Source organism: Radiobacillus deserti (assembly GCF_007301515.1).
Classification (GTDB): domain Bacteria; phylum Bacillota; class Bacilli; order Bacillales; family Amphibacillaceae; genus Radiobacillus; species Radiobacillus deserti.
In genome coordinates this window covers 2,039,677-2,060,353 of the sequence record NZ_CP041666.1, presented here as the reverse complement: position 1 = coordinate 2,060,353, position 20,677 = coordinate 2,039,677, and the positions used below count along the sequence as shown (strand labels likewise).

The window sequence follows — 20,677 nt, the reverse complement described above, 5'->3', positions numbered from 1 at the left end:
CTTCTTTTTGATTGTTTGAAGAAATTAAGGTTTTGGTTTTAATTCTCTATTATTTCATGATATATTCAACCATGTTTGATTGGATAACTTTTAGGAGGTGACAGGAATGGAAGAAAAGGATCAAGTAAAAGAAACTCCAGAAAACAATGAGCAAGAAGATGTTGTAGAACAAGAATTGGTCGATGCAGACCAAGAGGTAGTAGAAGAGTCCGCGGAGACAGAAACTTCGAATAATGAAGTGGAACAATTGAAGCAAGAAAAAACGGAATTATACGATCGGTTATTAAGACTGCAAGCGGAGTACGATAACTTCCGTAAAAGAACACAAAAAGAAAAAGAAGCAGATCGTAAATATAGATCACAGTCGTTGATTACTGAATTACTTCCTGTTGTCGATAACTTTGAGCGTGCCCTTGCTGTTCAAGGAGGAGAGCAGGCAACAGATGGATTTGTTGATGGGATTAAAATGGTTTATAAGCAGTTTACTGACGCACTAGAAAAGGAAGGTGTGGAAGAGATTGCGGCAGAAGGTCAATCATTTGATCCGCATCTACATCAAGCAGTTATGCAAGTAGAAGATGAACAATATGAGGCGAATACAGTTGTAGAAGTATTGCAAAAAGGATACACATTAAAGGACAAAGTAATTCGTCCAGCAATGGTAAAAGTAACTCAATAATTACATATTTGGAGCAAGGAGGAATTAGTCATGGGAAAAATTATTGGTATTGACTTAGGTACAACTAACTCATGTGTGGCTGTTATGGAAGGCGGAGAAGCAAAAGTAATCCCGAATCCAGAGGGGAATCGTACAACTCCTTCCGTTGTTGCGTTTAAGAACGGAGAAAGACAAGTAGGGGAAGTAGCAAAGCGTCAAGCGATTACAAACCCAAATACGATTATCTCTATTAAACGTCACATGGGTACAGATTATAAAGTAGAAATCGAAGGAAAAGAGTACACACCACAAGAGATTTCAGCTATCATCCTTCAACACATAAAATCATACGCAGAAGATTACTTGGGAGAAACCGTAGATAAAGCTGTTATTACAGTTCCGGCTTACTTTAATGACGCAGAACGTCAAGCGACAAAAGATGCTGGTAAAATCGCCGGTTTAGAAGTAGAACGCATCATTAATGAGCCGACTGCTGCTGCACTAGCCTATGGAATCGATAAAGATGACCAAGATCAAACGATTCTAGTTTACGATCTAGGTGGCGGTACGTTTGACGTTTCTATCCTAGATATTGGGGAAGGTACATTTGAAGTTGTTGCGACCGCTGGGGACAATCGTCTAGGTGGGGATGACTTTGACCAAGTGATCATTGACCACATGGTAGAGGAGTTCAAAAAAGAAAACGGTATTGACCTATCTAAAGACAAAATGGCTCTACAACGATTGAAAGATGCTGCTGAAAAAGCGAAAAAAGACTTATCAGGCGTTGCACAAACTCAAATTTCATTACCATTTATCACGGCTGGAGAAGCTGGACCATTGCACTTAGAAATGAATCTAACTCGTGCTAAATTTGACGAGCTATCCTCTGATTTAGTAGAGCGTACAATGGGACCAACTCGTCAAGCACTAAAAGACGCAGATATGTCTCCAAGTGATATTGATAAAGTACTTCTTGTTGGTGGTTCTACACGAATTCCTGCTGTACAAGAAGCAATTAAAAAAGAGATTGGAAAAGATCCATCTAAAGGTGTAAACCCAGATGAAGTAGTAGCACTAGGTGCTGCAATTCAAGGTGGTGTACTTCAAGGTGATGTAAAAGATGTCGTGTTACTTGATGTCACTCCGTTGTCATTAGGTATTGAAACAATGGGTGGAGTATTTACTAAATTAATTGAACGTAATACGACAATTCCAACAAGCCATTCCCAAGTTTTCTCTACTGCTGCCGATAACCAGACGGCCGTAGACATTCATGTTCTTCAAGGGGAACGCGAAATGGCTGCTAATAACAAAACACTAGGACGTTTCCAATTGACGGATATTCCACCAGCACCACGCGGGGTACCACAAATTGAAGTTTCATTTGACATTGATGCTAATGGTATTGTAAATGTTCGTGCCAAAGACTTGGGTACAAATAAAGAACAATCTATTACCATTAAGTCTTCCTCTGGCTTATCGGATGATGAAGTAGAAAGAATGGTAAGAGAAGCAGAAGAAAATGCAGAGGACGATAAGAAGCGTAGAGAAGAAGTAGAATTGCGCAATGAAGCAGACCAATTAATCTTCACTACAGATAAAACAATTAAGGATCTTGGCGATAAAGTGTCAGATGAAGATAAACAAAAAGCAGAAACTGCAAAAGATGAGCTGAAGCAGGCACTTGAAGGCTCAGATCTAGAAGCAATCAAACAAAAACGAGACGCTCTACAAGAGCAAGTCCAAGCACTTTCTATAAAACTTTACGAGCAAGCTCAAGCAGATGCTCAAGCTGCACAAGGTGAAGCTGGTGAGAAGAAAGATGACGATGTTGTTGATGCAGATTATGAAGAAGTAGATGACGAGGACGACAAAAAATAAGTTCATCCTTCACACAAAGTCAAAGTCAGGATCCTCTTGGCTTTGACTTTTTCTCTTTTCTTCATAATAACTTTATATAAATAATTGCCGGATAATGTTAAAAAGTGTTATGATAACATTTATGTTTGAACGAGTGAGAACGTGATGAACAAGACTGAAATAGTCGTCACATTTCTTATTGTGTTGAATAAGGAAACATTCAACCAAAATAAGAGAATGGGAGAGTGGTTGTCAAGTGAGTAAGCGAGATTATTATGAAGTCCTTGGCGTATCCAAGGATGCTTCGAAAGATGAAATCAAGAAGGCTTACCGTAAGCTAGCAAGAAAATATCACCCTGATGTAAATAAAGAAGCAGATGCTGCGGATAAATTTAAAGAAGCAAAAGAAGCCTATGAGACTTTAAGCAGTGACCAAAAACGTGCACAATATGATCAATATGGCCATGCTGGTCCACAAAATCAAGGATTTGGTGGCTTCGGTGGAGCAGAAGATTTTGGTGGGTTTGGAGATATTTTTGATATGTTCTTTGGTGGTGGAGGACGTCGACGTGACCCTAATGCACCAAGACAAGGTGCGGATCTCCAGTACACAATGACACTAGATTTTGAAGAAGCTATTTTTGGAAAAGACACAGATATTGAAATTCCAAAAGAAGAGACGTGTGAAACGTGTTCTGGGTCCGGTGCGAAACCTGGCACGAAAACGAAAACCTGCTCCCATTGTCATGGAACTGGTCAGTTAAATACGGAGCAAAACACACCATTTGGACGTGTAGTGAATAAGCGAGTATGTCACCATTGTCAAGGTTCTGGGAAAATCATTCCTGAAAAATGTAATACCTGTGGTGGTACCGGAAATGTGAAAAAACGAAAGAAAATCCATATTAATATTCCGGCGGGTATTGATGAAGGGCAACAAATACGTGTATCTGGCCAAGGGGAGCCTGGCGCAAATGGAGGCCCTCCAGGTGATTTATATGTAGTGGTTCGCATTACTCCTCATGAGTTCTATCAGCGTGAAGGAGATAACATCTACTGTGAAATGCCGATTACGTTTGCACAAGCTGCTTTAGGAGACGAATTAGCGATCCCTACTGTCCACGGTAAAGTAAAATTAAAGATCCCTGCTGGGACACAAACTGGAAAAGTATTCCGATTAAAAGGAAAAGGTGTACCAAATGTTAGAGGGTATGGCCAAGGAGACCAGCACGTAAAAATTCGAGTAGTAACGCCAACTAACCTAACAGATAAACAAAAAGAATTGTTGAGAGAATTTAATGATATAAGTGGAAACCAGCCAGCAGATGAGCACGAGGATTCTTTCTTTGATCGTGTAAAAAGAGCGTTTAAAGGGGAATAATTCTTGTTCCCGATGCCATTCAGTAAAATTCAATGGAAATGAGTTGATCTTTTGAAGTGGTCCGAAATATGTATCCATACGACAAATGAAGCGATTGAGCCGATATCTAATATTTTGCATGAAGCAGGTGCAAGCGGGGTAGTCATTGAAGACCCTACCGAATTAGATAAAGAGCGTGAATCCCTGTTTGGCGAAGTGTACGAATTAGACCCCAATGATTATCCAGAGGAAGGTGTTTATGTTAAAGCATATCTAGCAGTAAACAGTTTTCTCGGAGAAACAGTTGAAGAAATTAAACAGGCTATCAATAATTTACTCATCTATGACATTGACCTAGGTCGTAATCATATAACCTTGAGTGAGGTTAATGAGGAGGAATGGGCAACCGCATGGAAAAAGTATTATAAGCCTGTGAAAATCTCAAAAAAAATAACGATAATACCGACTTGGGAAGAATACGAACCAGTTTCAAGTGATGAAATCATCATTGAATTAGACCCTGGCATGGCATTTGGGACAGGAACACACCCTACTACGGTGTTAAGCGTGCAAGCACTTGAAAAAGCGATTCATGAAGAAGATGTCGTGATTGATGTTGGTTCTGGATCAGGCGTACTAAGTATTGCTTCAGCACTACTAGGTGCCAAAGAAGTATATGCGTATGATTTAGACGACATAGCTGTGAAGAGCACGAAAATTAATGCAAAGCTTAATAAATTAGAAAATAAAATTTATTCGAAGCAAAATAACTTATTAGATAATGTAGATATGCAGGCAGATGTGATTGTTTCCAATATACTTGCTGAAATTATTGTTCGTTTTGTAGAGGATGCACATCGCATTCTGAAACCAGGTGGTCTTTTTGTAACCTCTGGGATTATTAAGCAGAAGAAGAATGTCGTAAAAGAATCATTGGAAAAAGTCGGTTTTGAAATTTTAGAAATAACGCAGATGGAGGATTGGATTGCCATTATGGCGAAGAAAAAATAAGAAAGTTGGTGGCAAACCGTGCAACGCTACTTTATACCAGAAGAGCAGTGGATAGGGGATCACGTAGAGATTACAGGGCAAGACGTTCATCACATAGTCCGTGTTATGCGGATGAAACAAGGAGATCAGATTGTTTGTAATCAACCAAGTGGTCGTGCGGCCGTTTGTAAAATAGTTGAACTATCCGAGCTGTCGGTGACGGCAACGGTAGAAACATGGTTGGAACAGGACGTTGAATTACCTATTCATGTTACCATTGCACAGGGTTTGCCAAAAGGGGATAAGATGGAACTTATTCTGCAAAAAGGGACGGAACTTGGCGCTAGTGAGTTCATTCCTTTCGAAGCTGCTAGATCTATCGTGAAATGGGATCCCAAAAAAATTGCTAAGAAAACGGATCGATATCGAAAAGTAGTCAAGGAAGCAAGTGAACAAGCACATCGTACGATTGTTCCAAGCGTTGAAACCGTTCTTTCCTTTGATGAGCTGTTGGAAAAAAGTAAGCAGTATGACGTCAAATGGGTAGCGTATGAGGAAGAGGCGAAAAATTCTCGTAACCAGAAATTAAGTGATTTGTTTCCAACTGTTAAAAATGGCCAGAGGATACTCGCTTGTATTGGACCGGAGGGTGGATATACAATAGAAGAGGTTAACCGGTTAATAGAGTACGGATTTACACCGATTCGCCTAGGTCCAAGAATACTTAGAACGGAGACAGCAGCTCTATATTTATTAGCAGGTCTATCTTATCATTTTGAAGAATAGAGGTGACGAAATGCCTACAGTGGCTTTTCATACATTAGGATGTAAAGTAAACCATTATGAGACAGAAGGAATTTGGCAACGATTTAAGAAGGAAGGCTATGAACGTGTAGATTTCGATCAAATTTCAGATGTTTATGTAATTAATACATGTACCGTAACGAATACAGGAGATAAAAAGAGTAGACAAGTCATTCGTCGAGCCATTCGTAAAAATCCTGAAGCGGTGGTTTGTGTGACAGGATGCTATGCCCAAACCTCACCAGGTGAAATTATGCAAATACCTGGAGTAGATGTGGTGGTTGGCACACAAGATCGGGGAAGAATGATTGAATATATTGAAGAACACCAAGAAACAAGATTACCGATTAATGGTGTTTCAAACATTATGAAAAATAGAGTGTTCGAAGAAATGGACGTACCGGTATTTACGGACCGTACTAGAGCTTCTTTGAAAATTCAAGAAGGATGTAATAACTTCTGTACGTTCTGTATTATTCCTTGGGCTAGAGGATTACTCCGTTCTAGAGATCCAGAAGATGTGTTAAACCAGGCTCAAAAGCTAGTAGATGCAGGATATAAAGAAATTGTTTTAACTGGAATTCATACAGCAGGTTATGGCGAAGATATGAAAGATTATAATTTTGCTAAACTGCTGCGTGAACTTGAAACAAAAGTAGAAGGATTAAAACGAATTCGTATCTCTTCTATTGAAGCAAGTCAAATTACGGATGAAGTAATTGAAGTATTGGACCAATCTGAAAAGATTGTACGCCACCTTCATATTCCATTACAATCAGGCTCTGATTCCGTGTTAAAGAGAATGCGTCGCAAATATTCTACAGATTTTTACCGTGCACGAGTGGAAAAAATTAAAAAAGCTTTACCAGGTTTAGCGATTACTTCTGATGTTATCGTAGGTTTTCCTGGTGAAACAGATGAAGAGTTTATGGAGACGTATAACTTTGTACGTGAAATTGGCTATTCTGAGCTACATGTATTTCCATTCTCTAAGCGTACGGGAACTCCAGCTGCTAGAATGGAAGACCAAGTGGATGATGACGTAAAAAATGAACGAGTGCATCGTCTCATTGAATTGTCTAATCAGCAAGCTAAGGAATATGCCTCTATGTACGAAGGAGAAGTATTAGAAGTGATTCCAGAAGAGAAATTGGAAGATAGTGAAAATGTGTACATCGGATACACAGATAATTATTTAAAGGTTAAATTAGAAGCAACGGATGACATGATTGGAAAAATTGTAAGAGTGAAAATTACGAAAGCTGGTTATCCATATAGTGAAGGGCAATTTGTTCGTGTTATGGAGGAACCGGAAATCAAACAAAAAGTAATGTCATCCTAAGACCCGAATTTATCGGGTCTTCTTTTGTGTAGTGGTTATTTTTACATAAAAATGCTATGATTGGGGAAGATGTTCGTACAACTAAGGAGGAATTAGATTTGGATAAGAAAGCACTAGCAAAAATGATTGATCACACGGCATTAAAGCCAGAAACGAATAAATCAGATATTGACAAGCTTCTTGCAGAAGCAAAAGAATATGAATTTGCTTCTGTTTGTGTCAATCCATATTGGGTTGCCTATTGTGCCGAAGCATTAAATGGGACACCGGTTAAAGTTTGTACGGTAATTGGGTTCCCATTAGGTGCCACTACAACCGAAACGAAAGTATTTGAAACTATTCAAGCAATTAAAAACGGAGCAACAGAAGTAGATATGGTCGTCAACGTCGGAGCAATTAAAAACCGAGAGTGGGATATTGTAGAGAAAGATATTCAAGCGGTTGTTGCAGCAGCTAATGGGAAGGCTATTTCAAAGGTTATACTTGAAACAGCACTACTGACAGAAGAAGAAAAAGTAAAAGCATGTCAAATTTCTAAAGAAGCAGGAGCTGACTTTGTAAAAACGTCTACTGGTTTTTCTGGTGGTGGAGCGACCGTTGAAGATATTGCTTTAATGAGAAAAACGGTTGGTCCTGATATGGGAGTGAAAGCTTCCGGTGGAGTTCGTGATCGAGAAACAACGGATGCTATGATTAAAGCAGGTGCTACTCGTATTGGAGCAAGTGCAGGGGTTGCTATCGTAGAAGGTGGCACATCCAATTCAGATTATTAAGAAAAAGGTTCAAAGCACTAGTGCTTTGAACCTTTTTCCATTTTACCTCCCATACCATCTGACAATAAACTTTTCGAATGGTGTCAGGAACGGAATAAGAAGTAAAACGGTAACACAATTAAACAAGACGGATATATGTGCCAGTTGTTCCTTCGCATTTACTGAAAGAAGAGTAGCTACATCCGTTAAGAAGAGTAACAGTGGTAAAAAAAGTAGGACCCCGAGAATGTTAAACCATGTGTGGGCCATGGCAACAAGCTTTGTTTCTTTGCTTAATCCAATGATTGCAAGTAAAGATGTAACGCATGTTCCAACATTTGCTCCAAGAACGATTGCGATCGATGCCGGTAGCCCGATTAACCCTTCATGTAAAAAACTCATTGTCATTCCGATTGTTGCACTTGAAGATTGGATAATAGCACTTACAACCATCCCAATCACTACACCAAACGTAGGATGTTCATTTGTATAGATAAAACCATTCTCTAAATAGGTAAGCTCTGCAAATGATTCAGCAAGTGATTCAAACCCTTGTAAGGCAACGAAAATGGTTCCAAGTCCAAACATAATGGTACCTGCACTAAACGATTTTTGGTTGGGAATGACCATGCAAATAAATCCAAATATAAGTAGGTACCATTCCGGAATGAGATGAGAAAAAGCTAATATTTCTCCTGTAACAGTTGTCCCGATATTTGCTCCTAGCATAATCCCAATTGATTGCTTAAAAGAAAGCAACTTTACGCTAACGAAACCAATGGTTAATACCATAACGAGAGAACTACTCTGAAGAATGGAAGTTGCCACGATTCCCATCCCAATCCCTAGCAATGGATTTTTTGTAAATGTCGCTAATAGACGTTTCATTTTTTCATAGGATAATTGATATAAACCGACTCGCATAATCGTCATACCTAGGAAAAAAAGCATAATAAACACACAAGTAAGTGTTAAGATATCTCCCATTGATTTCACCTCTTCTCCACATTTTATGGACAAGAGGTATAGAACATGATTAAAATTCCCAACTTGTTTGAAATACGATTATGTTTCTCCGAAAAAAGTTGACCACATAATTTTAGTGTATTATAATTGTCGGGAGACATGTGTAGAGTTACATGTCGGCCTAATCTAGATTGTATGCTTCGGAGGGAGGGAAATTAGCATGTCAAACACAACTCGCGTTCGTAAAAACGAGTCTCTTGAGGATGCTCTTCGTCGCTTTAAACGCAGTGTATCAAAAAATGGTACATTGGCTGAATATCGTAAGAAAGAATTCTACGAAAAACCTAGTGTGCGCCGCAAGAAAAAATCTGAGGCAGCCAGAAAACGTAAATACTAGTAAGATGATAGAAGATTAGAAGGATTTCCTTTTAATCTTTTGACTTAAGAGGGTGTAAACATGTCATTATTAGAACGTCTGAACCAGGATATGAAGCAAGCGATGAAGAACAAGGATAAAGAAACCTTGAGTGTCATTCGCATGGTAAAAGCTTCATTGCAAAATGAAGCCATTAAACTGGGGAAAGACGGTTTGTCGGAAGAAGAAGATTTAACTGTTTTATCTCGCGAGTTAAAACAGAGAAAAGATTCCCTCCACGAATTTAAAGAAGCTGGACGCGACGATCTTGTAGCGAAACTTGAAGATGAAATCAAGATTTTACAAGCATATATGCCTGAACAGCTGTCTGAAGAAGAGTTAGAAGACATAGTGAAACAGACCATTCAGGAAGTTGGAGCAACTTCTAAACAAGAAATGGGTAAAGTAATGGGTGCGATTATGCCAAAGGTTAAAGGAAAGGCAGATGGCACACTAGTTAACAAACTAGTATTAAAGCATTTATCCTAAATAAACGGATGAAACCAATCCCCTTGTCATGGACAAGGGGATTTTTCTATGCAATGAATTTGTATAGGAATCCTTTTGTGGATATGAGATACTATAAGGACATAAGGAAATGATTAAAGAATTTGAAACCCACTGACGTGTCATATCGTATTATGTAGTAACTCGTCGGGAAGGAGGGGAGATACGTTGAAAAAGTGGCTAGTGGTCATTTTGTTAAGCTTTCTTATGTTTTTGGTTTATGGAGTACATACGGTAAATGCGGAAAACGGGAACGGGAAATTGGTCTATGTAATCCCGATTGAACAGACCGTTGAAAAAGGGTTGGAGTCCTTTATTGAAAGGGCAACAGAAAAAGCAATTTCCGAAGGAGCGGACCACCTCCTTTTTGAAATTGATACGCCAGGTGGACGAGTAGATGCTGCCACACAGATTGCTGAAACCATGCAAGCAGTCAGTGTAGAAAGCAGTGCCTATGTTTTAAATGAAGCCTTGTCAGCCGGTTCTTATTTGGCTTTAAATACAGATCATATATTCATGACTGCGAATGCCACAATGGGAGCAAGCGGCGTGATTAATACAGATGGCACTGCTGCAGACAAGAAAGCACAATCTGCTTGGATTGCAGCAATGAAGGCTGCCGCTGAATCCAAAGGGAGAAATTCATTGTACGCAGAGGCAATGGCAGACCCCTCTGTAGACCTTCCGGAGTTAAATGCATCGAGTGGAGAATTTCTTACGCTTAGCGCAAAAGACGCTGTTGAAGTAGGGTATGCGGATTCCATCGTTGACGATCGAACAGAGCTTTTGGCCAAACTAAATTTAAGTGAAGCAAAGGTAGTAGAAGTGGCGCCAACACTTTTAGAAAGGGTTGCAAGGTTTTTAACGAATCCTTTCGTCGTACCCATTCTTCTTACTTTAGCATGTGTGGGTCTGATTATTGAGTTCTTCTCTCCTGGTTTTGGGATTCCTGGTTTGGTCGGATTAGGTTCTTTGATCCTGTTTTTCTTCGGTCATATCGTAGCAGGACTGGCGGGGTACGAAGCCATTGTTTTTGTTATTATCGGTCTTGTTCTGGTCGTAGCAGAGCTGTTCGTACCAGGTGGAATCCTAGGAGTTTTAGGTCTTGCCTCCATTATCGGTGCGTTATTTCTATCTTCAGCCGATATTGGCCATATGCTAATGAGCATCTCAATTGCTCTATTAGTTTCGCTAGTTGTGTTCGCAATTCTTTTCAAACGTATTGGTATGGAGAAGGGTATTTTCCGCCATATTATACTTCAAGACGCAACGAAGACGGAATTAGGCTATGTGTCATCGGTGAGTCGCTTGGATTTAATTGGACTTAAAGGAATATCCGTTACCCCATTAAGACCTTCGGGAACCGGTCTATTTGATGGGGAAAGATTAGATGTTGTTACAGAAGGGGGCTATGTGCAGGCACAGTCTCCAATCCGGATTGTAAAAGCAGAAGGTTCTCGAATAATTGTTAGAGCTATAGATAATGAGTAGGAGGAATTTAATGATGACAATTGAAGGACTATTACCGATTATATTAGTAGGTATTATTATTATCGCGGTTGCTGTATTGTTTACTTTTATCCCAGTAATGCTTTGGATTAGTGCCCTAGCTGCTGGTGTTCGAGTTAGTATATTTACACTAGTTGGGATGCGTCTTAGACGAGTTGTTCCATCACGTGTGATTAATCCATTAATTAAAGCGCACAAAGCAGGAATTGACGTCAACACAAATCAACTGGAAAGTCACTACTTAGCAGGTGGTAACGTAGACCGTGTTGTAAACGCACTAATTGCAGCACAACGTGCGAATATTGAACTGAGCTTTGAGCGATGTGCGGCGATTGATTTAGCCGGTCGTGATGTATTAGACGCCGTGCAAATGAGTGTTAATCCGAAAGTAATCGAAACACCGTTTATTGCAGGTATTGCAATGGATGGGATTGAAGTAAAGGCGAAAGCTCGTATCACTGTTCGTGCTAACATTGATCGCTTAGTAGGAGGAGCTGGTGAAGAAACTGTTATCGCTCGTGTAGGGGAAGGAATCGTAAGTACAATCGGTAGCTCCTCTAGTCACAGTGAAGTGTTAGAAAACCCGGATAAAATTTCTCATAATGTCCTATCTAAAGGATTAGATGCAGGTACTGCGTTTGAAATTCTATCGATTGATATTGCCGATATTGATATCGGTAAGAACATCGGTGCTCTACTTCAAATGGACCAAGCGGAAGCAGATAAAAACATTGCTCAAGCAAAAGCGGAAGAAAGAAGAGCGATGGCGGTAGCACAAGAACAAGAAATGATTGCCAAAGTACAAGAAATGCAAGCTAAAGTAGTGGAAGCGGAAGCAGATGTACCACTTGCATTAGCAGAAGCGTTACGGTCTGGAAATCTAGGAGTTATGGATTACATGAACTATAAAAACATTAATGCGGATACCGACATGAGAGATTCTATTGGTAAAATATCGAAAGACAAAGAAGAAGAATAAACTGCCAGTAACTCCATTAAGGAGGGATGATGAAACATGGATGATATCATAGGTATTGTTTTTGCGGTGATCGCGATTGCGAGTGGAATCTTTGGCATGTTTCAGAAGGAGAAGGATACAGAGAAGGCACCAAATCCAAAACCAACGCCTACACCTACACCTTCTGGTCCGATGAAAACAGAAACCATGGAACCGCAAATGGAAGCTTTTGAAGAAAACTTAAAGGAGCATGCAAACAGTTCTTCTATACAGCAGCAATACGAAAAATTAAAGCAGCACACGTCTTCTTTAACAGTGGATCAGGAGAATAATAAACCGCAGACTGTTCGAAGACAGAGCGTTACAAAAAATGCTCGAAGGAAAGATACTTCCTTTATTTCTACAGAATTAAAAGGTAAGGCTCTGGCCAAAAATATGATAATGACAGAAGTACTAGGTACTCCAAGAGCGTTAAAACCTTATGAACCGAGATTTCATAAAAATAGACGGTAACATTTCCAATAAAGAAGACATACCTTAAAGGTGTGTCTTCTTTTTGTTAGGCAGATATCTTGTCCTAGCGAGGCTATATCTTGTTGGAACAACAATATCATCAATATATATACGTACCTTCAAAAGCGTATTTTCGGTTCTTATTTCCTCTAATTTTTCATACATTTAGATGAGAGAGGGGGCATCATCCATGAAACCGTGGAGACAACGGATTGGGAATTGGCTCACAAATCATCTTGATTTACCTTCAGATGTGATCCTCGAGCTACCAAGAATTACGACCATTGGCCAATTACATGCATATATTGAAAATCATCGTGGCCTCGTTCTATTCTCGGACAACGAACTTCGGTTGAGAATGGAATATGGCTATTTAAAAATAACAGGAAGTCAATTCGTACTTAAGATGATGTTGCCAGAAGAAATATTACTGGAAGGCAAAATCAAAGAATTCACTTTCATTGAAGAGTAAATCGGAAATACGCTTGAGGAGGTAACCCATTGAAGATTACGCAAGGCAGTTATTTGACAGGGTATGTAACAATAAAAATTACCGGTTCACGTCCTGAGTTGTTTTTTGCCCTATGCGCTAAAGAACAAGTGCTCGTTTGGAATGTAAAAAAAATCTCAGACAAGGTTTGTTTAGGGAATATCCATCTAAAGGATGTTGCACAAGTCAAACGGTTGAGAAGGAGAACGGTTTATAAAGTATCCTTTTTAAATAAAAAAGGAATTCCTTTTCTTTCTCAACGATTTTTACATAAGAAGCCTCTCGTGATTGGATTGGTTTTAAGTATTTTATTTATAGGCATCCTATCGAATATGGTCTGGGATGTGAAGGTAACAGGAGTACATCCAGAACTCGAGAAAAAAATAATGAAACAGCTAGATGCCTATGGAGTGGAGCCTGGAACATTAAAATTCCAGTTAGGTTCACCAAGTGCTATTCAACAAAAGCTTTTGGACGATATTCCTGAGCTTCTTTGGGTTGGTGTGAAGGAAAAAGGGACAACCTTTTATTTAGAAGGAGTGGAAAAGACACTCGTAGAAGAAAAAGAAGAGCCGGGGCCTCGGAATATTGTTGCAGAGAAAAAAGGCGTCATTATAGATATGTTCGTCTCCAAAGGAAAGCCAATGGTTCAAGTAAATGATTTCGTAAAAAAAGGAGAATTACTTGTTTCTGGAAATATTAACATAGATGAACAGGAAAAAAATGAAGAAGAGGAAGAGGAGAAAGAAAAGAAGCCAAACCTTGTTTCAGCTGAAGCGGAAATCATTGCGGAAACCTGGTACCAAACGGCAGTTTCTATTCCGTTAAAAGCGAATTATCAAACACTAACTGGTCATAATAAAAAGAAGTATTACTTAAATATTGCTGGGTTTTCATTACCGGTTTGGGGCTTTGGGGATCCCGAGTATAAAAAGATTCAAACCGAAACGGTTGAAAAACCATTCCAGTTTTTAAAATGGGAGCTACCGATAAGCTTTAAACAAGTGAATCTACAAGAAGCAGAAGAAACCAAAGTTACTAGAACAAAACAAGAAGCAAGAGATGTTGCAGTTTCTCAGGCTCGAAAGGAACTGAAAAGTAAGCTCGAAAAGGATTCACAAATAGTTTCTGAAAAAGTTTTGCACGAAACTTATGAGAATGGTAAAGTTAAATTAATCCTTTATTTCACGGTTCACGAAAATATAGTTAAAAACCAACCAATATCTCAAGGAGATTGATTATGCCTGAAGATTTGAAAACAATTGATTTACAATTAGATGAACCAAACGAAGCTCTCTCTTTATTCGGAACAGAAGATCGACACTTGAAATTAATGGAAGAGCAAGTGGGCGTATCCATCGTGACGAGAGGGGAAGGCGTTAGAGTCTCTGGAACGGATGGAGACGTAAAGCTAATCGAAGAGGTGCTCCTAGCACTATTAAGTATTATCCGAAAAGGATTAACTGTAGGGGAACGAGACGTAGTCTATGCTCTTGATTTAGCTAAAAAAGGGAAAATCAAACAATTTGAAACGCTCTTTGAAGACGAAATTACGAAAAATGCGAAAGGGAAATCCATTCGGGTTAAAACGTTAGGACAAAGAACGTATGTATCCGAAATAAAAGCGAACGATCTCGTGTTTGGAATTGGACCAGCTGGTACTGGGAAAACATACTTAGCTGTTGTGATGGCTGTAAATGCATTGAAAAGTGGAAATGTAAAAAGAATTATTTTAACACGGCCTGCAGTAGAAGCAGGGGAAAGCTTAGGATTTTTACCAGGGGATTTAAAAGAAAAGGTAGATCCATACTTACGTCCTTTATATGACGCGTTACATGATGTTTTAGGAACAGAACATACGTTGCGGCTTATTGAACGAGGCACAATTGAAATTGCTCCGTTAGCCTATATGCGTGGTCGTACTTTAGACGATGCATTTGTCATATTAGACGAAGCACAAAATACAACACCAGCCCAAATGAAAATGTTTTTAACTCGATTAGGATTTGGGTCGAAAATGGTCATAACAGGAGATATTACACAAGTGGATTTACCAAAAGGTGTCGTATCTGGACTGAAATCCGTAGAAACAAGATTGAGCAATGTGAAGGGGATTTCATTAGTGTACTTGAAACAATCCGATGTTGTTCGTCACCCATTAGTTCAAAAAATTATTGATGCGTACGAGCAGGAATCAGACAAGCCTTAAGACCCAGTATGCGGGTCTTATTTCTGTATCAGGAGATGGAAGTTCATTAGAGAAGAGGAGTGTCTAATGGACTAGACTAGAGGATAAACGGGGTGAAGTCATGCTTAAAAATAAGGTTCAAGTCATTCTTTCCTTTTTGAATAAGCAAAGAAATATGTTTAGTATTGGACTACCTATATTAGTATTAGGTATCTTTTGCTTGTTAATGACTTTGTCCAATGTGTTTACAGAGACGTATGATATAGAACGCTTTTCAACGGCTAAGGAAACAGTTCGTTCTCCAGTTACGATTGAAAATGTGGAGGAGACAGAGCGAAGGACAAGAGAGGCGGTACAAGCCGTTGAAGACCGCTATGATATTTCAAGTGAAATTACGCAAGAGCGTGTCCAATATGTGAATGAATTGTTTGATGCGATCCATAAATTGGAAAATTCTGATGAAAAAGCAGAAGATAAAATCCCTAAAACAATACCAGAAAAAGCGCAGTACATTTCTCAAATATTAACTCCTGAACTATCGGAAGCTATGTCTCAGGAATCCATAGTAGCGTTACTCAATGCTTCTGAATCTGAGCGTTCCATCGCCAAGGAACTTTTGACAACCTCCTTGTATGATGTCTTGAATGCTGGGGTTCGTACAGAGAACTTAGAAAGTGCAGTTAGTAATCTTAAGCAAAGCTTACGCTATTCAAGCCTAAATCAAGACGTGAAGGAAGCCTTATATGAGCTTAGTTCGTTTGCAGTAGTTGAAAATTCATTTTTTGATGTGGAAACTACGATGGAGGCACAAAAGCAAGCTGCTAGTAACGTTGAACCTGTTATGATACGAGCAGGTGAAATTATTGTTCGTGAAGGACAAACGATAACTAATGAAATCTATGAAAAATTAGATTTAGTTGGTTTACTGAATAATGAACGAAATATCTTTCCAGTTATTGGACTCTTTTTACTGATTAGTTTAATTTGTGCAACGATTAGTTATGAACTTCATACCTATTCCAAATCGAACAACTTAAATCCGGGTAAGATTCTCGCGATCGTAATTATCATCATTTTTATGGTTTCTGTAATGAAAGTGATTAGTATCTACAATACATCTATGTACCAGTTCTTTTTGTTAGTTCCGGCAGCAACTGGTGCCATGTTAATCAAAGTGTTACTAAATGAACGTGTTGCAATAGTGTTATCTGCCTTGTTTGCGCTATTAGGGAGTCTTATTTTTAATGGCGAGATTCCAGGTGCGTTTAATGTTGAAGCAGGAACGTACATGTTCTTTTCCCAGTTTGCTGGTAGTATTTTAATCCAAAATTTACAAGATAAATCCGCAATATTAAAAGCAGCAATAGGAATAACCTTGGTTAATGAAATCGTCATTTTGTTATTTCTATTCCTTACCTTTGAGTCAGTTACTATACCGGAAGTTTTAATACATGGTGGATTTGGAATTGCCTCTGCCTTTTTATCCGTCATCTTGACGATTGGAATGATTCCGTACTTTGAAGCTGGTTTAGGAATATTATCAGAGTCCAAATTATTAACACTAGCAAACCCAAACCACCCTTTATTGCGAAAAATTCTTACAGAAGCACCTGGAACGTATCATCACAGTGTCATGGTCGCTAATTTAAGTGAAACAGCCTGTGAAGCAATCGGTGCAAATGGGTTACTTGCTAGAGTTGCATCGTATTATCATGACCTCGGTAAAACGGAGCGGCCACATTATTTTATCGAAAACCAAATGGGAATCCAAAATCCTCATGATTTATTAGAGCCGATTCAGAGTGCAGAGATTATTATTAGACATCCGTATGATGGAGCGATGCTGTTAAAAAAACACAAGATTCCAAAAGAGATTGTGGATATAGCGGAACAGCATCATGGGACAACGCTTCTTAAGTATTTTTATTATAAAGCGAAAGACAAATATTTGGATGTCAAAGAAGATGCTTATCGTTACGCTGGTCCAAAGCCACAAACGAAAGAGGCTGCGGTGATTTGTATTTGTGATTCTGTGGAGGCGGCTGTACGCTCCTTGCAAGAACCTACGATGGAAAAAATCGAAGAAATCGTTTATTCCATCATTAAAGATCGACTAAATGATGGACAATTAAATGAATGTCCTATTACTATCAATGAGCTACATGTGATCCGGCGAACTATCTGTGAAACACTTGCAGGCATTTTTCACTCGAGAATTCAGTACCCAACTAAGCAAGAGAAGATTAAGGAGGCGAAATAAGTGCAAATTGATTTTCAAGATGCAACAAATCAAGTTAAGCCAGAACATATTGAATTAGTAGAGAAATTACTTGTACAAGCTGCCCAATTGGAAAATGTGGCAGAAGATGCAGAGCTATCGGTTAGCTTTGTAGACAATGATGAAATACAAATCATTAATCGGGATTACCGAAACAAAGATAAGCCAACAGACGTCATTTCGTTTGCTATGCAAGAAAATGTAGACGACGAGCCAGAAATTATGGGCGATAATGGTCCGTTACTATTAGGTGATATCATTATTTCCGTTGATAAGGCGGAAGAACAAGCAAAGGATTACAAGCATTCTTTTGAACGAGAATTGGGTTTTTTGGCAGTTCACGGATTTCTACACTTGCTAGGCTATGATCATATGAATGAGGAAGATGAGAAAAAGATGTTTGGAAGACAAGAGGAAATCCTTCATGCATTCGGATTATCGAGGGAGTAGCCATCGGTTTTGGAAAGGATTTGTCTTTGCTTGGAATGGAATTCGTTCTGTTTTCCGAACAGAACGAAATTTTAGAGTTCACATGTTTTGTACAGGGCTCGTCATTCTAGGTGGTATTGTTTTCCATATAACAAAGGGAGAATGGATGCTTCTTTCATTGATCATTGCCCTTGTATTAAGTTTAGAGATGGTAAATACAGCAATCGAGAAAATAATGGATTATCTCTCCACTGAGCCCGATCCAAAGATTGGAGCTATAAAAGATATTGCTGCTGGTGCTGTATTCGTGAGTGCTATCTCTGCGGCCGTTATCGGGGGATTTATATTCATTCCTAGAATCGTGGAAGTATTTCTTTGAAAATCTGTTTGTACATTATTGGTGCAAACAGATTTTTTCGTATAATTTAGAAAAGGAAAGCTAAAATTGTCGAGAATCGAACGGTGCATAGGTTACCGACCTATTGTCAAAAACTAAAGTCAGATCTACTATTTTTATGTGAAGAGAAGAAATTGTATTACTAATAAGAGATATATATTACACTTTTTTTACAGAGGTTTTGTCGAAAAGATGAAAGGGAATCTGCTTTTATAGTAAGATAAAGAAAAATAATTGGAACCTAACGATGGAGGACTTTACACCAATGGAGAACAACTTTAACTCAGGTTTTATCACGATAATAGGAAGACCAAACGTTGGAAAATCAACATTTATGAACCATGTGATTGGTCAAAAAATTGCGATTATGAGTGACAAACCGCAGACAACACGCAACACGATTCAAGGAGTATATACAGATAAAGACGCACAGATTGTATTTATTGACACGCCAGGAATTCATAAACCAAAGCATAAGCTTGGAGACTTCATGGTGAAAGTCGCTGAAAATACCTTAAATGAAGTGGATGCCGTCTTATTTATGATAAACGCCGAAGAAGGATATGGGAAAGGAGACCAATACATTTTAGACTTACTTCAACGTGTCCATAATCCGGTTTTCCTTATTATTAATAAGATTGACAAGGTGCATCCGGACCAACTTCTTCCGCTAATTGACGAATATAAGGACAAGTATGCCTTTAAAGAAATCATTCCGATTTCTGCCTTAGAAGGAAATAATGTGGATCACCTGATTCAAGTTATTAAACAGTACTTACCGGAAGGGCCAAAGTACTATCCAGATGACCAGGTAACAGATCATCCAGAACGATTTATTATTAGTGAATTAATTCGCGAAAAAGCCTTACAGCTTACAAGGGAAGAGATTCCTCACTCGGTAGCGGTTGTTATTGAGAACATAGAGGAACGTGCGAATTCTGGTAGTGTCTTTATCCAAGCAACCATCGTAACGGAGCGGAAATCGCAAAAAGGAATAATAATTGGGAAACAAGGTTCTATGTTAAAGGAAATTGGAAAGCTCGCTAGAAAAGATATCGAAGCATTACTTGGTACAAAAATATTTTTAGAATTATGGGTCAAAGTGGAGAAGGATTGGCGGAATCGCCCATCACACTTGCATGAGTATGGGTTCCGAAACGATGAGTACTAATCATACATGGTAAATATTTTAACTCATTAACGATGTCAATCAGGTTAATCTATAAGTAGTGACAGATCATAATCATAAATTTAAGAAAGGTGGGGTTTCTTGTGTTAGACTTTACATGGAAGGTTTTTAGTCAGACAGGAAACATTGAAACCTATTTACTTATGAAAGAGTTAGAAACTGTCTATGATGAAGAAGCTTTTTTTGAAACTTCCGAAAGAATTGCTGAATTGGATCCAAATATTTAAGGGGAGGGGAACGGTGAAAGAGCTTGTTTAACAAATGTGAAGCGCTCATTCTGCGAACACAAGACTATGGGGAAACGCACAAAATCGTTACGTTATTTTCAAAAGAAATGGGAAAAATAGGCGTTATTGCTCGTGGAGCAAAAAAGCCCAAGAGTAGAATGGCTGCTATTACGCAGCCATTTATTCATGGGGAATTTATGATTCAAATAGGCTCCAGCTTAGGAACGATGCAACAAGGGGAAGTCATCCATTCTTTAAGACCAATACGTGAGGATATTTTAAAAACCGCATACGCTTCTTACCTAGCAGAATTAACGGACAAGGTAATGGAACAAAAACAGCCCGATACATATGTATATCAGCAGTTGTTAGAAATATTACTAGCTATTAATGAGGGGAAAGATCCTGAAATATTGACCATCATCTACGAATTTAAAATGTTTCAAAAAGCAGGATTTGCTCCAACTGTTCATCAATGTGTTCATTGTGGGCAAATAAGTGAAATGTATAAGTTCTCTATTTCTGAGGGTGGTTTTCTTTGTCCAAGATGTGCACATATAGATGAGCATGGCATTGGAATTCCTCCTAAATTAATTAAAATCATTCAGCTTTTATCTAGGATAGATGTGACAAGAATTGGGAATATTTCGATTAAGCAAGAGAACAAACAGTTGCTCCAAAGAATTATGGAAATGTATTATGATCATCATGGGGGCTATTATTTAAAGTCAAAAAAATTTCTAAAACAGCTCGATCTTTTAAAATAAAAGGAGCTTAAGGTTGACAACGGCCTTGTATTTGGAGTATCTTAATAACAAATTTGATAGCGATGTGAAGAGAGA

General features: G+C 38.7%; 22 protein-coding genes. 21 read left to right on the top strand and 1 reads right to left on the bottom strand.

What is annotated here, in order from left to right:
• Positions 1–106 precede the first annotated feature (106 nt).
• The 7 genes from grpE to deoC all read left to right on the top strand — a co-directional run bounded on the left by grpE (position 107) and on the right by deoC (position 7,790).
• Entirely contained in the window at positions 107–679 is a 573-nt protein-coding gene (gene grpE, locus FN924_RS10960) for a nucleotide exchange factor GrpE (protein WP_143894436.1), read from the top strand.
• Between the two features lie 30 nt (positions 680–709).
• The gene (dnaK, locus tag FN924_RS10955) at positions 710–2,542 is read left to right on the top strand and encodes a molecular chaperone DnaK (RefSeq protein ID WP_143894434.1); all 1,833 of its coding nucleotides are present in this window, start codon (positions 710–712) and stop codon (positions 2,540–2,542) included.
• A 235-nt stretch (positions 2,543–2,777) separates the two neighbouring features.
• A complete protein-coding gene (gene dnaJ / locus FN924_RS10950; protein WP_143894432.1) occupies positions 2,778–3,902 on the top strand; it encodes a molecular chaperone DnaJ in 1,125 nt (374 codons plus the stop codon).
• Positions 3,903–3,953: 51 nt separating this feature from the next.
• Positions 3,954–4,892, top strand: a complete 939-nt coding sequence (prmA, locus tag FN924_RS10945; RefSeq protein ID WP_143894430.1) for a 50S ribosomal protein L11 methyltransferase — start codon at positions 3,954–3,956, stop codon at positions 4,890–4,892.
• Between the two features lie 18 nt (positions 4,893–4,910).
• A complete protein-coding gene (locus tag FN924_RS10940) occupies positions 4,911–5,657 on the top strand; it encodes a 16S rRNA (uracil(1498)-N(3))-methyltransferase (RefSeq protein ID WP_143894428.1) in 747 nt (248 codons plus the stop codon).
• Between the two features lie 10 nt (positions 5,658–5,667).
• On the top strand, positions 5,668–7,017 hold the full coding sequence (gene mtaB, locus FN924_RS10935; RefSeq protein ID WP_143894426.1) for a tRNA (N(6)-L-threonylcarbamoyladenosine(37)-C(2))-methylthiotransferase MtaB: 1,350 nt from the start codon (positions 5,668–5,670) through the stop codon (positions 7,015–7,017).
• Positions 7,018–7,139: 122 nt separating this feature from the next.
• Positions 7,140–7,790, top strand: coding sequence for a deoxyribose-phosphate aldolase (deoC, locus tag FN924_RS10930; RefSeq protein WP_228409659.1), 651 nt, complete (start codon positions 7,140–7,142; stop codon positions 7,788–7,790).
• Between the two features lie 42 nt (positions 7,791–7,832).
• Here deoC and FN924_RS10925 read toward each other — a convergent pair whose 3' ends face one another.
• Positions 7,833–8,756, bottom strand: coding sequence for a Na/Pi symporter (locus FN924_RS10925; RefSeq protein WP_143894422.1), 924 nt, complete (start codon positions 8,754–8,756; stop codon positions 7,833–7,835).
• 199 nt (positions 8,757–8,955) lie between these two features.
• Between FN924_RS10925 and rpsU the strand changes: the two genes are divergently transcribed.
• From rpsU to recO, 14 genes are all read left to right on the top strand, one after another.
• Entirely contained in the window at positions 8,956–9,132 is a 177-nt protein-coding gene (rpsU, locus tag FN924_RS10920; protein WP_143894420.1) for a 30S ribosomal protein S21, read from the top strand.
• A gap of 60 nt (positions 9,133–9,192) precedes the next feature.
• The gene (locus FN924_RS10915) at positions 9,193–9,639 is read left to right on the top strand and encodes a GatB/YqeY domain-containing protein (protein ID WP_143894418.1); all 447 of its coding nucleotides are present in this window, start codon (positions 9,193–9,195) and stop codon (positions 9,637–9,639) included.
• Between the two features lie 186 nt (positions 9,640–9,825).
• Positions 9,826–11,148 (top strand): NfeD family protein, encoded by a 1,323-nt coding sequence (locus tag FN924_RS10910; protein WP_228409426.1) that lies wholly within the window; start codon positions 9,826–9,828, stop codon positions 11,146–11,148.
• Between the two features lie 13 nt (positions 11,149–11,161).
• Positions 11,162–12,145 carry a flotillin-like protein FloA gene (gene floA, locus FN924_RS10905; RefSeq protein ID WP_143897191.1) on the top strand — a complete coding sequence of 328 codons (984 nt, stop codon included), beginning with the start codon at positions 11,162–11,164 and terminating at the stop codon, positions 12,143–12,145.
• 36 nt (positions 12,146–12,181) lie between these two features.
• On the top strand, positions 12,182–12,637 hold the full coding sequence (locus FN924_RS10900; protein WP_143894416.1) for a hypothetical protein: 456 nt from the start codon (positions 12,182–12,184) through the stop codon (positions 12,635–12,637).
• Between the two features lie 190 nt (positions 12,638–12,827).
• Positions 12,828–13,109, top strand: coding sequence for a sporulation protein YqfC (gene yqfC / locus FN924_RS10895; RefSeq protein ID WP_143894415.1), 282 nt, complete (start codon positions 12,828–12,830; stop codon positions 13,107–13,109).
• 29 nt (positions 13,110–13,138) lie between these two features.
• Entirely contained in the window at positions 13,139–14,365 is a 1,227-nt protein-coding gene (yqfD, locus tag FN924_RS10890) for a sporulation protein YqfD (RefSeq protein ID WP_143894413.1), read from the top strand.
• A gap of 2 nt (positions 14,366–14,367) precedes the next feature.
• Positions 14,368–15,336: a PhoH family protein gene (locus FN924_RS10885; RefSeq protein ID WP_143894411.1), complete on the top strand. Its 969-nt coding sequence runs from the start codon at positions 14,368–14,370 to the stop codon at positions 15,334–15,336.
• 100 nt (positions 15,337–15,436) lie between these two features.
• The gene (locus FN924_RS10880; RefSeq protein WP_143894408.1) at positions 15,437–17,575 is read left to right on the top strand and encodes an HD family phosphohydrolase; all 2,139 of its coding nucleotides are present in this window, start codon (positions 15,437–15,439) and stop codon (positions 17,573–17,575) included.
• Complete coding sequence (gene ybeY, locus FN924_RS10875) at positions 17,576–18,043, top strand: rRNA maturation RNase YbeY (RefSeq protein WP_143894406.1); 468 nt, start codon at positions 17,576–17,578, stop codon at positions 18,041–18,043.
• A complete protein-coding gene (locus FN924_RS10870; RefSeq protein ID WP_143894404.1) occupies positions 18,018–18,401 on the top strand; it encodes a diacylglycerol kinase family protein in 384 nt (127 codons plus the stop codon). The genes ybeY and FN924_RS10870 overlap by 26 nt, the downstream gene beginning before the upstream one ends.
• A 283-nt stretch (positions 18,402–18,684) precedes the next feature.
• Positions 18,685–19,590 (top strand): GTPase Era, encoded by a 906-nt coding sequence (gene era / locus FN924_RS10865; RefSeq protein ID WP_143894402.1) that lies wholly within the window; start codon positions 18,685–18,687, stop codon positions 19,588–19,590.
• A 101-nt stretch (positions 19,591–19,691) separates the two neighbouring features.
• The gene (locus FN924_RS10860; protein WP_143894400.1) at positions 19,692–19,835 is read left to right on the top strand and encodes a YqzL family protein; all 144 of its coding nucleotides are present in this window, start codon (positions 19,692–19,694) and stop codon (positions 19,833–19,835) included.
• 23 nt (positions 19,836–19,858) lie between these two features.
• Entirely contained in the window at positions 19,859–20,602 is a 744-nt protein-coding gene (gene recO / locus FN924_RS10855; RefSeq protein WP_143894398.1) for a DNA repair protein RecO, read from the top strand.
• Positions 20,603–20,677 lie beyond the last annotated feature (75 nt).